Origin of the sequence: Methylobacterium oryzae (genome assembly GCF_036441375.1) — a bacterium.
Taxonomy (GTDB): Bacteria; Pseudomonadota; Alphaproteobacteria; order Rhizobiales; family Beijerinckiaceae; genus Methylobacterium; species Methylobacterium oryzae_A.
Genome location: NZ_MLCA01000001.1, coordinates 1,381,603 through 1,394,779 on the forward strand (window position 1 = coordinate 1,381,603; position 13,177 = coordinate 1,394,779).

11 protein-coding genes are annotated in these 13,177 nt (G+C 70.1%); 9 read left to right on the top strand and 2 right to left on the bottom strand.

Annotation, left to right across the window (positions count from 1 at the left end; genetic code table 11):
- Positions 1 to 67: 67 nt before the first annotated feature.
- The 5 genes from MOTC310_RS06585 to MOTC310_RS06605 all read left to right on the top strand — a co-directional run bounded on the left by MOTC310_RS06585 (position 68) and on the right by MOTC310_RS06605 (position 7,454).
- Complete coding sequence (locus tag MOTC310_RS06585) at positions 68 to 781, top strand: GntR family transcriptional regulator (RefSeq protein WP_331301210.1); 714 nt, start codon at positions 68 to 70, stop codon at positions 779 to 781.
- A gap of 2 nt (positions 782 to 783) precedes the next feature.
- A complete protein-coding gene (locus MOTC310_RS06590; RefSeq protein WP_331301211.1) occupies positions 784 to 1,551 on the top strand; it encodes an SDR family oxidoreductase in 768 nt (255 codons plus the stop codon).
- A 156-nt stretch (positions 1,552 to 1,707) separates the two neighbouring features.
- Positions 1,708 to 3,513 carry an IlvD/Edd family dehydratase gene (locus tag MOTC310_RS06595; RefSeq protein WP_331301212.1) on the top strand — a complete coding sequence of 602 codons (1,806 nt, stop codon included), beginning with the start codon at positions 1,708 to 1,710 and terminating at the stop codon, positions 3,511 to 3,513.
- A 249-nt stretch (positions 3,514 to 3,762) separates the two neighbouring features.
- On the top strand, positions 3,763 to 6,753 hold the full coding sequence (locus tag MOTC310_RS06600; protein WP_331301213.1) for an FAD-binding and (Fe-S)-binding domain-containing protein: 2,991 nt from the start codon (positions 3,763 to 3,765) through the stop codon (positions 6,751 to 6,753).
- A 20-nt stretch (positions 6,754 to 6,773) separates the two neighbouring features.
- Complete coding sequence (locus MOTC310_RS06605) at positions 6,774 to 7,454, top strand: GntR family transcriptional regulator (RefSeq protein WP_331301214.1); 681 nt, start codon at positions 6,774 to 6,776, stop codon at positions 7,452 to 7,454.
- A gap of 60 nt (positions 7,455 to 7,514) precedes the next feature.
- On the opposite strand, the gene MOTC310_RS06610 is transcribed toward MOTC310_RS06605, so the two are convergent.
- Positions 7,515 to 8,444 (bottom strand): class I SAM-dependent methyltransferase, encoded by a 930-nt coding sequence (locus MOTC310_RS06610; protein WP_331301215.1) that lies wholly within the window; start codon positions 8,442 to 8,444, stop codon positions 7,515 to 7,517.
- Positions 8,445 to 8,594: 150 nt separating this feature from the next.
- Positions 8,595 to 9,248, bottom strand: coding sequence for a GntR family transcriptional regulator (locus tag MOTC310_RS06615; protein WP_331290685.1), 654 nt, complete (start codon positions 9,246 to 9,248; stop codon positions 8,595 to 8,597).
- A 194-nt stretch (positions 9,249 to 9,442) separates the two neighbouring features.
- Here MOTC310_RS06615 and dctP point away from each other — a divergent pair, with 194 nt between their 5' ends.
- From dctP to MOTC310_RS06635, 4 genes are all read left to right on the top strand, one after another.
- Positions 9,443 to 10,465 carry a TRAP transporter substrate-binding protein DctP gene (gene dctP / locus MOTC310_RS06620; protein WP_331301216.1) on the top strand — a complete coding sequence of 341 codons (1,023 nt, stop codon included), beginning with the start codon at positions 9,443 to 9,445 and terminating at the stop codon, positions 10,463 to 10,465.
- Positions 10,462 to 11,154 (top strand): TRAP transporter small permease, encoded by a 693-nt coding sequence (locus MOTC310_RS06625; RefSeq protein ID WP_331301217.1) that lies wholly within the window; start codon positions 10,462 to 10,464, stop codon positions 11,152 to 11,154. The genes dctP and MOTC310_RS06625 overlap by 4 nt, the downstream gene beginning before the upstream one ends.
- The gene (locus tag MOTC310_RS06630; protein ID WP_331290688.1) at positions 11,151 to 12,503 is read left to right on the top strand and encodes a TRAP transporter large permease; all 1,353 of its coding nucleotides are present in this window, start codon (positions 11,151 to 11,153) and stop codon (positions 12,501 to 12,503) included. The genes MOTC310_RS06625 and MOTC310_RS06630 overlap by 4 nt, the downstream gene beginning before the upstream one ends.
- Before the next feature lie 187 nt (positions 12,504 to 12,690).
- A complete protein-coding gene (locus tag MOTC310_RS06635) occupies positions 12,691 to 13,158 on the top strand; it encodes a YbaK/EbsC family protein (RefSeq protein ID WP_331301218.1) in 468 nt (155 codons plus the stop codon).
- Positions 13,159 to 13,177 lie beyond the last annotated feature (19 nt).

Sequence of the window (13,177 nt, forward strand, 5' to 3'; positions counted from 1 at the left end):
GGCCCTCACCCGAACTGTGATCACAGATCACTAGCGCGATAGTGCCAGATCCGTCTAGTGTCGGCACATGAATTCCGCACTGGCCCTCGCTGAACTGCCCCTGCTCGAGCGGCGGACCCTGTCCGACACGGTCTACGAGGCCCTGTCGGACCTTCTCGCCTCGGGGCGGCTGGCGCCGGGCGACCGGCTGTCCCTGCGCCAGAGCGCGGCGGCCCTCGGCGTCTCGGTCATGCCGGTGCGCGAGGCGGTGAGCCGGCTCGCGGCGGACGGCGTGCTCGAGGTGGCGCCGAATCGGGTGATCCGGGTGCCGGTCATGGGCGCCGCCGCGTTCCGGGCCCTGGTCGAGACCCGCATCGCGGTCGAGGGCGTCGCCGTGGCGCGGGCGGCCGAGCGGCGGACGACCGGAGAACTCGCGGCGATCCGGAGCGCCGAGGCGGCCTTCCGGGCCGAGGCCGAGGCGGCGGAGCCCGACAGGGCGCGCGCGGTCCAGCTCAACCGCGACCTGCATTTCGCGATCTACGGCGCCTGCGGGCTCGGACCGCTTCAGGAGATCATTGCCCGGCTGTGGTTGAAGGCGGGGCCGGTGATCAATCTGGACCTGCGCGCCCATCCCGAGCGCCTGCTCCAGGGCTTCGCGCTCCGGCGGCATGCCGAGGCGGTGACGGCCATCGAGGCCCGGGACGGCGCGGCGGCCGCGGCCGCGATCGCGGCCGACATCCGGGAAGCCGCGGAGTTCATCTTGACCCGCGGCGGGTTGCGGGACGTTGAGAGAGAGGACTGATCATGGATCTGGGGATTGCCGGCCTGCGCGTCCTGGTGACGGCGGGCGCTGCCGGGATCGGCCGCGGGATCGTCGACGCCTTTCTGGAGGAGGGCGCGCGCGTCTTCGCCTGCGACATCGACGCGGAGGCGTTGGCCGGGCTGCCGGACACCGTCGGGCGCAGCCTGACCGACGTCGCCGACCGCGACGCGGTCGCCGCGATGATGGATCAGGCGGTCGAGTTCCTCGGCGGCCTCGACGTCCTCGTCAACAATGCCGGGATCGCCGGCCCGACCGGCCGTGTCGAGGAGATCGCTCCCGAGGAATGGGATCGCTGCCTCACCGTCTGCCTGACCAGCCAGTTCAACTGCGCGCGCCTGGCGGTGCCGCACCTGCGCCAGAGCGCCAATGCCTCGATCGTCAATCTGTCCTCGGCCGCGGGCAAGTTCGGCTTCGCCCTGCGCAGCCCCTACGCGGCCGCCAAGTGGGGGGTGATCGGCTTCACCAAGTCGCTGGCGATCGAGCTCGGCGGCGCGGGGATCCGGGTGAACGCGATCCTGCCCGGCCTCGTCGCCGGGGATCGCCAGCGCCGGGTGCTCGAATCGAAGGCCCAGCAGCAGGGCACGAGCTTCGCCGACATGGAGGCGCGGGCGTTCTCGTTCGTGTCCGTGAAGGAATACGTCACGGCGCGGCAGCTCGCCGACCAGACCCTGCTGCTCTGCTCGCCGCGCGGCCGGACGATCTCGGGTCAGCCCATTTCCATCGACGGTGACACCCGGATGCTGTCCTGAAATCAATCCAGAGCCGGAGATGCTGCGGGCCATGACCCGCCGGAGTATTGCGTTCTCGAGCCCAGGGCACCGCCACCGATGTCGCGGTGCCCGCGGCGACAGCGGTAGACAGAAGCCGGACCGCCAGCGCCGGCCACAGGATGCGAGGAAGCGACCATGAGCGACAAACGCCGGATCTCGCCCGCCGACCTGCGCTCGAAGGCCTGGTTCGACAACCCGCACAATCCGGGCATGACCGCCCTCTACCTGGAGCGCTACCTCAATTACGGGCTGACGCCGGAGGAATTGCGGTCGGGCAGGCCCCTGATCGGCATCGCCCAGACGGGTTCCGACCTGTCGCCCTGCAACCGCCACCACATCGAACTCGCCAAGCGCGTGCGGGAGGGGATCACGGCGGCCGGCGGCGTCGCCTTCGAGTTCCCCTGCCACCCGATCCAGGAAACCGGGAAGCGCCCGACCGCCTCACTCGACCGGAACCTCGCCTACCTGTCCCTGGTGGAGGTGCTGTACGGCTACCCGCTCGACGGCGTCGTGCTGCTCACCGGCTGCGACAAGACCATGCCGGCCTGCCTGATGGCCGCCGCTACCGTCAACATCCCGGCGATCTCGCTGAATGTCGGGCCGATGCTCAACGGCTACTTCCACAAGGAGCTGACCGGCTCGGGCACGATCGTCTGGAAGGCGCGCGAGCGGCACGCGGCGGGCGACATCGACTTCCAGCAGTTCATGGACATCGTCGGGTCGTCGGCGCCCTCGACCGGCCACTGCAACACGATGGGCACCGCCTCGACGATGAACGCGCTCGCCGAGGCGCTCGGCCTCGCGCTGCCGGGCTCGGCGGCGATCCCGGCCCCGTACCGGGAGCGCGGTCAGGCCGCTTACGCCACCGGGCAGCGGATCGTCGAGATGGTCTGGGAGGACCTGAAGCCGTCCGACATCCTCACGCGCGAGGCCTTCGAGAACGCCATCGTGGCCAACGCCGCAATCGGTGGCTCGACCAACGCGCCGATCCACATCAACGCCATCGCCAAGCATATCGGCGTGCCGCTGACCTGCGACGACTGGGAGCGCGTCGGGTTCGAGATCCCGCTCCTGGTCGACATGCAGCCCGCCGGCCGCTGGCTCGGGGAGGAATATTTCCGCGCGGGCGGGCTCCCGGCGGTCTTCGCCGAGCTGATCGAGGCCGGAAAGGTCCACGAGGACGCCCTGACCTGCAACGGCCGGACCGTCGGCGAGAACTACCGTGGGCGGCACAGCTGGAACCGCGACGTGATCCGCGCCTACGGCGCGCCGCTGATGGAGCGCGCGGGCTTCCTGAACCTCAAGGGCAGCCTGTTCGACTCGGCGATCATGAAGACCTGCGTGATCTCCGAGGAGTTCGCCGCCCGCTACCTGCGCAATCCGAACGACCCGATGGCCTTCGAGGGGCGCGTCGTCGTGTTCGACGGGCCGGAAGATTACCACACGCGGATCGACGACCCGGCCCTCGACATCGACGAGACCACCATCCTGATCATGCGGGGGGCCGGTCCGATCGGCTATCCCGGCGCCGCCGAGGTGGTGAACATGCAGCCGCCCGGCACGCTGATCCGGCGCGGCGTCACCTCCCTCCCCTGCATCGGCGACGGCCGGCAATCCGGCACCTCCGGGACCCCCGCCATCCTGAACGCCTCGCCGGAGGCGGCGGCCGGAGGCGGCCTCGCCCTTCTGCAGACCGGCGACCGGATCCGCGTCGATCTCAACCGCCGGAGCGCCGACATCCTGCTCCCGGCCGAGGAACTCGCCCGCAGGCGCGCCGATCTCGCGGCGCGGGGCGGCTACCCCTACCCGGCGACGCAGACGCCCTGGCAGGAGATCTACCGCGATCAGGTCGACCAACTCGACCAGGGCATGGTGCTCAAGGGCGCGGTGAAGTTCCAGAAGGTCGCGCAGGCGTCCGGCGTGCCGCGGGACAACCATTGAGGCCCGGCACCGGGCCCCGCCAGGAACGCCCGCCCTGCGCGGTGGAGGCGGTGCGGACGCGTGCCGGTCCTGCCGCAGGGTTGAATCGCGCCGCGCGCTGCGCGAGGATCGCGAGGGCCCCGCGGGCCGAGCCGCTGCGCAGGACATTGCGGGACCGTTCCCCGGCGTGACATCGCGGCCGGTTTGCTCCGCAGTGAATTTTGAATACATTTCCCGGCGGGTGGGTGCGTCCCATCCCGGGAGGGATCGATGGTGACGGAAGCGAGGGCGGACGCCCCGGCGCCGCGTGCTGCGGCGCGCCTCGACGCCGGATTGCCGCGCAGGCTGGCGGAGCAGCTCCAGGGTGAGGCGCGCTTCGACGCGTTCACGCGCGGACGCTACAGCACGGACGCTTCGATCTACCAGATCATGCCGGCCGGCGTCGTGCTGCCGCGCTCCGCCGCCGACATCGCCGCGACCCTGCGCGTCGCCGCCGAGCACGGCGCGCCGGTCATCCTGCGCGGAGGCGGGACCTCGCAGAACGGCCAGCCGATCGGGTCGGGCCTCGTGGTCGACTGCTCCCGGTACTTCAACGGCGTCCTGGCCTACGACGCGGAGGCCGGCACGATCACGGTCGAGCCCGGCTTGGTGCTGGAGCGGCTGAACGCGCGGGTGAAGGCCGACGGCTGGTTCTTCCCGGTCGAACCCTCGACCGCGACCCGCTGCACCATCGGCGGCATGGCGGGCAACAATTCCTGCGGGGCCCGCTCCCTGCGCTACGGCAAGATGAGCGACAACGTCCTCGCGATCGAGGCGCTGTTCCACGACGGCGAGGCCTTCGGCTTCGGCCTGACCGGCAACGCCCATACGGGCGTGAACGGGTCGGAACGGGCGTCGGCGCTGGCGGCGCGCATGCGCGGCCTCGCCGAGGACCATCGCGCCGAGATCGAGGCGCGCTACCCGAAGGTTCAGCGTCGCGTCGGCGGCTACAATCTCGACGCCCTGATCGAGGTCCAGCCGAACCTCGCGCACCTGCTCGTCGGGTCCGAGGGCACGCTCGCCGCGACCACCGCGGTGACGCTGAAGCTCTCGCGCCTGCCGACGCACCGGGTGATGGGCGTGTGCCATTTCCCGTCGTTCCGGGCCGCCATGGAGACGACGCGGCACATCGTCGGCCTGGACCCGGTGGCGGTCGAACTGGTCGACAACAACGTCCTCGTGCTCGGGGCCGACATCCCGCTGTTCCGCACGACGCTCGCCGACATCACGAAGGGCAAGCCGAACTGCCTGCTGCTGACCGAGTTCGCCGGCGACGATCTCGCGGCCCTCAGGCGCGACCTGAAGCGCCTCGAGGCCTGCATGGCCGATCACGGCTTCCCGGACGCCGTCGTGGAGGTGGTCGAGCCTGCCCGCCAGAAATCGGTCTGGGAGGTCCGCGAGGCCTGCCTCAACATCATGATGTCGATGAAGGGCGACGCCAAGCCGGTCTCCTTCATCGAGGATTGCGCCGTCCCGCTGGAGCATCTCGCCGACTACACGGACGCGGTGACGGAGGTCTTCACCAAGCACGGCACCCGCGGCACGTGGTACGCCCACGCCTCGGTCGGCTGCCTGCATGTCCGCCCGATCCTCGACATGAAGGAGGCCGGCGATGTCCGCCGGATGCGGGCGATCGCGGAGGAGACCTCCGAGCTCGTGCGCCGCTACAAGGGCTCGTATTCCGGGGAGCACGGCGACGGCATCTCCCGCTCGGAATTCGTGGAGCCGCTCTTCGGCGCCACCCTCACGCGCGCCTTCGAGACGGTGAAGGACGCGTTCGACCCGGACAACCGGCTCAATCCCGGCAAGATCGTGCGGGCGCCGAGATTCGACGACCGCAGCCTGTTCCGGTTCAAGCCGGACTACGGCGTGTCGGCGCCGATGAAGACCGCCCTCGACTGGTCGGACTGGGGCGGTTTCGGCCCCGCCGTCGAGATGTGCAACAACAACGGCACCTGCCGGAAGCTCGTCGGCGGCGCCATGTGCCCCTCCTACCGGGCGACGAGGGAGGAGCAGCACCTGACCCGCGGCCGCGCCAATTCCCTGCGGCTCGCCATCTCGGGTCAGCTCGGCAAGGACGCCTTCACCAGCCCGGAGATGAAGCGCACCCTCGATCTCTGCGTCTCCTGCAAGGCCTGCCGCCGGGAATGCCCGACCGGCGTCGACATGGCCAAGATGAAGATCGAGTTCCTGCACCACTACCACGCCCGTCACGGGCTGCCCTTGCGGGAGCGCCTCATCGCCACGATGCCGCTCTATGCCGGGGCCGCCGCGAAGCTGGCGCCGCTCCTCAATTTGCGGGACCGGTACCCGGCCCTCGCCGCCCTGTCCGAGCGCCTCGCCGGTCTCTCGGCCAAGCGCTCGCTGCCGCGCTGGCGCCGACCCTGGAGCGAGCAGGGCGAGCCCGCCCACGCGCAGGACGTCGCCGGTGATTTCCGCGACGTGATCCTGTTCGGCGACACCTTCAACCGCGCCTTCGAGCGTGAGAATCTCGAGGCGGCCGAGCGCGTGCTGGCGGCCGCCGGCTACCGGCTGCACCGGGTCTACCCGTCCCGCGGCCGGCGCCCCCTCTGCTGCGGCCGGACCTGGCTCTCCGCCGGCCAGACCGACCGGGCGCGTCAGGAGGCGCGCCGCACCCTGGACGCGCTGCTGCCCTTCCTCCGCGCCGGCGCCCGCGTGGTCGGCCTGGAGCCGTCCTGCCTGCTCACCTTCCGGGACGAGTTCTCGGCGCTGCTGCCTGGCGACGAGGCCGCGCTGCTGGCCAAGCAGTCGTTCCTGTTCGAGGAGCTGCTGGCCTCCGACCTGACGACGGGCCGGATCACGCTGCCCTTCGCCGACCAGGGCGGCCGCGTCGCGCACCTGCACGGCCACTGTCACCAGAAATCCTTCGGCGTGATGGGTTCGGTCGAGACGGTGCTCCGGGCGGTGCCGGGGCTGGACCTTCGGGTCATCGAGTCGAGCTGCTGCGGGATGGCGGGCGCCTTCGGCTACCGGCCGGAGTCGGTCGAGACGTCCTTCGCGATGGCGGAGCTGTCGCTGTTCCCGGCCCTGCGCGCCGCCGGACCCGACGATCTCGTCGTGGCCGACGGGACGAGCTGCCGCCACCAGATCCACGACGGACTGGGCCTCCGGGCGGAACATGTGGCTCGCGTGCTGGATCGAGCCCTCGTACCTCGACACTCCATTGCCGGGCACCTACACATACACGACAGGTCGCACTGATCTGCGTGTGTCGGGGGACCATGAATAAAATCGAGCCCGGGATCGGCATCAGCCGCCGCTACCTCCACGACGAGGTCGCCGACCGGATGCGCGAGCTGATCCGGACCGGCGAGATGGAGCCGAAGGCCCGGATCAACGAGGGCGAGCTGACCGAGCGCTTCGGGATCTCGCGGACGCCGCTGCGCGAGGCGATCAAGATCTTGGCGACGGAAGGTCTGCTGGAGCTGCTCCCGAACCGTGGGGCGCGCGTCGCCAGCATCTCGGACGCCGAACTCGAGGAGATGATGGAGGTGATCGCCGGCCTCGAAGCCACGGCCGGGGATCTGGCCTGCCGGACGATCACCGACGCCGATATCGACGCCCTGGTGGTCGATCACGAGGCGATGGTCGAGGCTTGGAAGACGGGGGACGAGGCCGGCTATTTCAGCCACAACCGGCGGATCCACGAGGGGATCATGGCGGCGAGCCGCAACACGATCCTGGCGAATATCTACGAGAGCCTGTCCGGCCGGATCCAGCGGTCGCGCTACTCCGCCCACCAGACGCCCGAACAATGGGCCCGCGCCGTATCCGAGCACGAGCGGATGATCGAATTGCTGCGCGCGCGCGACGGCGCGGCCCTGGCCGTGCTGATGCGCGAGCACATCCGCGGGAAGAAATCGGTGATCGCCGCCAATTACGGTGCGGCCGAGACCGCCTGAACGCCGCGCCCGGACTCGCTCCGGGCGCGATGACGGCTGAGCCTCCGACCGAACCCAGGATCAGCCCGGCTTCCCCGTCATCTCGAACCAGAACGACGCGCCCGGCGTGCGGGAATCGTTCGCGTACAGGAACGGAATGTCGGGGCCGATCCCGCGGGCGGCGAAAACCTTCCTGACCCGCGCGCCCATGGCGGGGTCCTGGCAGATATACATCACCGGGACGGTCACCCGGAACGGCGGCGCGCCGCACAGCAGCATCGCCGCGAGCAGATACTGTTCATTGTACAGCCGGCAGTTCCACGCGGACGGGTAGTCGTCCGGGATGAAGATGTCGTGGATCTGCACGATGACGCCCGGCGCGAGGCGCGGCATGACCTCGAAGAAGAACACGGTCACGTCGGAATTGGCGAAGGAGCGGTGAGACCCGTCGAAGAACAGGATGTCGCCGGCCTTCAGCTCCTCGAACAGTGTCAGATCGCAGGATTCCAGCGGGCTGCGCACGGTCCAGTCGCACAGGGCGTCGATCTCGCGGCGCGGCATCGGATCGATGGAGGTGATCCGGGTCGGCAGATTCAGGGCGTCGATCGCGTGCCGCGCGAAGCAGGTGGAGCAGCCGGAGCCGATCTCGACGAACCGCTCGGGGCGCTTCCAGGCCAGCATCGTCATCAGCGCGGCGCCGTCGAGGGCGGTGAACCACGTGTTGTTCCAGCAGGGCGTCGCGGCGTCGGGCGCCGCTGCAGCGTGCGGGACGCTGTGCAGCAGGTCCGCCTGCGCCTCAAGCGCGGTGAGGAACGCGTCGTAGGTGTCGTGGGACCGGGCCAGCACCGCCTTGAGCTGCCCGTGCGGCGCCCGGCCCGGCGACCATCGCGCCGAGGGCACGACGGGGTAGTAGTCGTGGACCGTGTGGCTCCACCGGAAAGCCTCCCGGGTCGCGCGGAAGATATCCACCCCGGCGCGGCGGCCCGCGCTCCTGACGACGTCCTTCAGCATGATCGCTCCCCAGCTTCGGGCGAACAATGCCGATATTACAACTTACAGTCGAGTCGGGTGGAACACCTACGCAGTCCGACGCGCCCGGGGTCGGCGGGCGACGCGAGCGTGATCCGGAGTCAGGTCCGGTATCGGCGGATCGCCGCCAGCTCAGGCGGCGCTCGGCGACCGCAATCCCGCGACGAGATCCGTGAAGCGGTCGCCCTGAACGATGACGTGGCTCCGGAGGGCTTCCGCGGCCCCGGTCTCGTCGCCCGCGACGATCGCGGCGACGATTCTTTCGTGCTCGGCCAGCGATTGCGGCAGGCGCTGGCGCACGCGAAGCTGCAGCCGGCGATACGGCGCGAGGCGGCGATGGAGCGAGAGGGCCTGTTCCGCCAGGAAGGCGTTGCGGCTCGCCCGGTAGACCACCGTGTGGAACACGTAGTTCTCGGCGTAGTAGGCCTCGGTGTCCTCGGTCGTCAGCGCCGCGCGGCAGCCCTCCAGCGCGGCCCGCAGGGCTGCGGCATCCTCGGCCACCAGACGGCGCGCCGCGAGGCGGCCGCACGCCGCCTCGATCTCCGCCATCGTCTCGAACATGGCCAGCAGCAGATGCGGCTCGGGCGCGCTGACGATCGCGCCGCGCCGCGGCTTCGTCTGCACGAGTCCGGTGACGGCGAGCTGCAGCAGCGCCTCGCGGATCGGGGTGCGCGAGACCCCGAAGCGGGCCGCGAGCTGGTTCTCGTCGAGCCGCGATCCCAGCGCGAGCTCGCCCGCGACGATCTCATCCTCGATCCGCTGCCTCAGCCGCTGCGCGTGGCTCATGCTCCCGTTTCCTCCCCCGATTTTCGGGCCGTGCGCCGCCCCGCCCGTTCAGGCCGGCGGATGTTCGACGCACGCGAACATTATGCTGGAGCATTGACAAAATATACAAGCCGGTTTTCCATGCATACAACGAAGCGCCGCACTATTGCGGCGCACAAAACTACGCCGCGTTGTTTGCGGTGCGGGAGAGCTTCATGACGCCAACTCGTCGCTCGCTGATCGCGGCCACGCTCGCGGCACCGGCAGTCCTGCGCTTCGGCCTGGGCAGTGCCCAGGCGGCCACGACGCTGAAGCTGTCCCACCAGTTCCCGGGCGGCACCATCGACGAGGGCGATTTCCGCGACCGCATGTGCCGGAAGTTCGCCAAGATGGTCGGCGAGCGCTCGAAGGGCGCCCTGGATGTTCAGGTCTATCCCGGCTCCTCGCTGATGAAGACGAACGCCCAGTTCGGCGCCATGCGCAAGGGCGCGCTCGATATGTCGCTCTACCCGAGCCCCTACGCGGGCGGCGAGGTCCCGGAGCTCAATATCGGCCTGATGCCCGCCCTGGTGACGTCCTACGCCCAGGCCGTGGCGTGGAAGTCGGCCCCGGTCGGCCGCAAGCTCTCCGAGATCCTCGACGCGAAGGGGATCATCCTGGTCTCGTGGGTCTGGCAGGCCGGCGGCGTCGCGAGCCGCGAGCGCCCCCTCGTCTCGCCGGCCGACGCCAAGGGCATGAAGGTCCGCGGCGGCTCGCGCGAGATGGACATGATGATGAAGGAAGCCGGCGCGGCAACCCTCTCGATCCCGTCGAACGAATCCTACGCGGCGATGCAGACCGGCGCCTGCGACGCGGTGATCACCTCGTCGACCAGCCTGATCTCCTTCCGCCTGGAGGAGCTGTCCAAGGCCCTGACCTCGGGACGCGAGCGGTCGTACTGGTTCATGCTCGAGCCGATCATGATGTCGAAGATCGTGTTCTCGGGTCTGCCGAAGGAGCAGCAGGACCTGATCATGGCGGTGGGCACGGAGCTCGAAGCCTTCGGCCAGGCCGGCGCCAAGGAGGATGATACCCGCGTCGAGGAGATCTTCGCCAAGGCCGGTGCCAAGGTCGTTCAGGTCGACGAGAAGTCCCTCGGCCAGTGGCGGGACCTCGCCAGGAACACGGCCTGGAAGGATTACGCCGCCAAGAACGCCAACTGCGCGGAGCTGCTGAAGCTCGCGGAGCAGGTCGCGTGAGCCACGGCTTCGACGCGGCCACGGCCGCTCCGGAGGCGCGCGGGGCCGAGGAGCCGCGCCTGCCGGGCCTCCTCGGCGCCTTCGACCGGGGCATGCGCCTCCTGAACAGGGTGATCCTGGCTGCCGGCGGCCTCTGCCTGGTGGCGGCTTGCCTCGTGCTCACCCACAGCGTCGTCGTCCGCTACCTGCTGAAGGAGCCGACGGAGTGGCAGGACGAGATGGCGGTGTTCCTGATCATCGGGGCCACCTTCCTGTCGGCGGCCGGTGTGCAGGCCAAGCGCGGGCACGTGGCGATCGAGGCCCTGACCGGTCTCCTCCCGCCGGCCGCGAACCGGGTCCGGCTCCTGCTGGCCGACACCATCAGCCTCGCCTTCTGCCTGTTCTTCGCGTGGAAGAGCTGGTCCCTCGATCACGAGGCCTGGGTCGACGGTCAGGTCTCGCAGTCGACCTGGGGGCCGCCCCTCTGGATCCCCTACACATTGATGTCGGTCGGCATGAGCCTGTTGTGCCTCCAGTTCGTCCTGCAGATCGCGGAGGCCCTCGCGTACGGGCCGCGGGCGGCCGGCTGGGCGCAGCCCAAGATCGGGCTCGGGGCGGACATCAACCGGGACATGCACGGTGCGGCCGCGGTCGCGCCCCGAGGACCGGATCCGCTGGGTCAGACCGTTTCCGCGAAGGTTGAACGATGAGCACGGCCGCGATCGGCTTCCTGTACGCGGGCGCGACCCTCGGGGCGATGCTCTCGGGCATCCCCATTGCCTTCGCGCTGGGCTTCGTGGCGCTCGCCTTCATGGTGGCGTTCATGCCCGGCGCCTCCCTCGATACGGTCGCGCAGAACGTCTACGAGGAGATGGCCTCGATCACGCTGCTGTCGATCCCGCTCTTCATCCTCAAGGGCGCCGCCATCGGACGGTCCAAGGCCGGCCAGGATCTCTACACGGCCATGCACGCCTGGATGCACCGCATCCCGGGCGGGCTGGGCATCGCCAACGTCTTCGCCTGCGCGCTGTTCGCCGCCATGGCGGGCTCGAGCCCGGCCACCTGCTCGGCGATCGGCTCGGCCGGCATCCCGGAGATGCGCAAGCGCGGCTACTCGCCGGGCTTCGCGGCCGGGATCATCGCGGCGGGCGGCACGCTCGGCATCCTGCTGCCGCCCTCGATCACCATGATCCTGTACGCGGTGGCGGCCGAGCAGTCGCTCGGGCGGCTGTTCCTCGCGGGCATCGGGCCGGGGCTCCTGCTCGTGAGCCTGTTCGCCGCGTGGTCGATGGTGCGCTTCCGCTCGGAATACGCCGCCGCGAAGGAGGCCCTGGAGCGCGGCGGGCCGGCCTCGCCGATCCTGGCGGACGAGCAGTACAGCATGGCGCAGCGCTTCTCGACGCTGCCGCGCGTCCTGCCCTTCGTGGTCCTGCTCACCGGCGTAATGGTGGCCCTCTACGGCGGCTACGCGACGCCCTCGGAGACCGCGGGCCTGGGCGGGCTGATGGCCCTGGCGCTGATCGCCGCGATCTACGGCGTCTGGCGCTTCCGCGACGTCACGCCGATCCTGACGGCGACACTGCGCGAATCGACCATGCTGATGCTGATCATCGGCATGTCGCTGCTCTACGCCTACGTGATGAGCTACCTGCACATCTCGCAATCGGCCGCCGCGGCGATCGTCGCCATGCAGCTCTCGCCGTGGGTGCTGCTGGTGACCATCCTGGCGCTCGTGATCGCGCTGGGCTTCTTCCTGCCGCCGGTCTCGATCATCCTGATGACGGCGCCGATCATCCTGCCGCCGCTCAAGGCCGCCGGGTTCGACCTCGTCTGGTTCGGCGTCGTGATGACCATCACCATGGAGATGGGCCTGATCCACCCGCCGGTGGGCCTCAACATCTTCGTCATCAAGAACATCGCCCCGGACATCCCGCTCTCGGACATCATCTGGGGCACCCTGCCCTTCGTGATCCTGATGGCCGTGGCGATCCTGATCCTGTGCCTCGTGCCGGGCATCGCGATGTGGCTGCCGGACCAGCTGCTCACGACGACGCGGTAGGCGGATCCACGCATCAACTCTGCGCGGCGGGCCCCTCTCCTCCCGGAGTGGGGCCTATCGCGTAGCGGGACGCCGTCGCGAGCCGCGTTCCGTGCAGCTGAGGGCCGCGTCGAGGCGCTGGTCGGCGCAGGAGGAGCCGCCTATGGCAGCGCGCTACGCTGCCCTGATCTGAGCTCCGGACCGAACCATGAGCCTCGCCTCCGTGCGCGCCTTCTTCGCCGACAAGGCACCCGACATCGCCGTCATCGTGACTGAGACCAGCACCGCGACCGTCGCCGAGGCGGCGGAGGCCCACGGCGTCGCCCCGGCGCAGATTGCCAAGACGCTCTCGATCCGCGTCGGCGATCAGGTCGCGCTGGTGGTGACCCGCGGCGACGCGCGGCTGGACAACCGGAAGGCCAAGGCCGCCTTCGGCGGGAAGGTCCGGATGCTGGACCTCGGCGAGGTTGAGGCGCTGACCGGCCACCCGGTCGGCGGCGTCTGCCCCTTCGGCCTCCTGACGCCGCTGTCCGTCTACTGCGACGTCTCGCTGAGGGCGTTCGACGAGGTGGTGCCGGCGGCCGGCAGCACCCACAGCTCGGTGCGGATCGCGCCGGCGCGGATGGCCGAGCTGACCGGCAGCGCCTGGGTCGATGTCTGCGCGCTGCCGGGCTGAGCGGCGCGGCCAGCGCCAT

Bases quoted from the DNA above. Each gene is read 5' to 3' on its own strand.
- MOTC310_RS06635 (WP_331301218.1), top strand. From the start codon at position 12,691: ATGAGCCTCGCCTCCGTGCGCGCCTTCTTCGCCGACAAGGCACCCGAC.
- MOTC310_RS06595 (WP_331301212.1), top strand. From the start codon at position 1,708: ATGAGCGACAAACGCCGGATCTCGCCCGCCGACCTGCGCTCGAAGGCC.
- MOTC310_RS06600 (WP_331301213.1), top strand. From the start codon at position 3,763: ATGGTGACGGAAGCGAGGGCGGACGCCCCGGCGCCGCGTGCTGCGGCG.
- dctP (WP_331301216.1), top strand. From the start codon at position 9,443: ATGACGCCAACTCGTCGCTCGCTGATCGCGGCCACGCTCGCGGCACCG.
- MOTC310_RS06610 (WP_331301215.1), bottom strand. From the start codon at position 8,444: ATGCTGAAGGACGTCGTCAGGAGCGCGGGCCGCCGCGCCGGGGTGGAT.
- MOTC310_RS06630 (WP_331290688.1), top strand. From the start codon at position 11,151: ATGAGCACGGCCGCGATCGGCTTCCTGTACGCGGGCGCGACCCTCGGG.
- MOTC310_RS06585 (WP_331301210.1), top strand. From the start codon at position 68: ATGAATTCCGCACTGGCCCTCGCTGAACTGCCCCTGCTCGAGCGGCGG.
- MOTC310_RS06615 (WP_331290685.1), bottom strand. From the start codon at position 9,248: ATGAGCCACGCGCAGCGGCTGAGGCAGCGGATCGAGGATGAGATCGTC.
- MOTC310_RS06605 (WP_331301214.1), top strand. From the start codon at position 6,774: ATGAATAAAATCGAGCCCGGGATCGGCATCAGCCGCCGCTACCTCCAC.
- MOTC310_RS06590 (WP_331301211.1), top strand. From the start codon at position 784: ATGGATCTGGGGATTGCCGGCCTGCGCGTCCTGGTGACGGCGGGCGCT.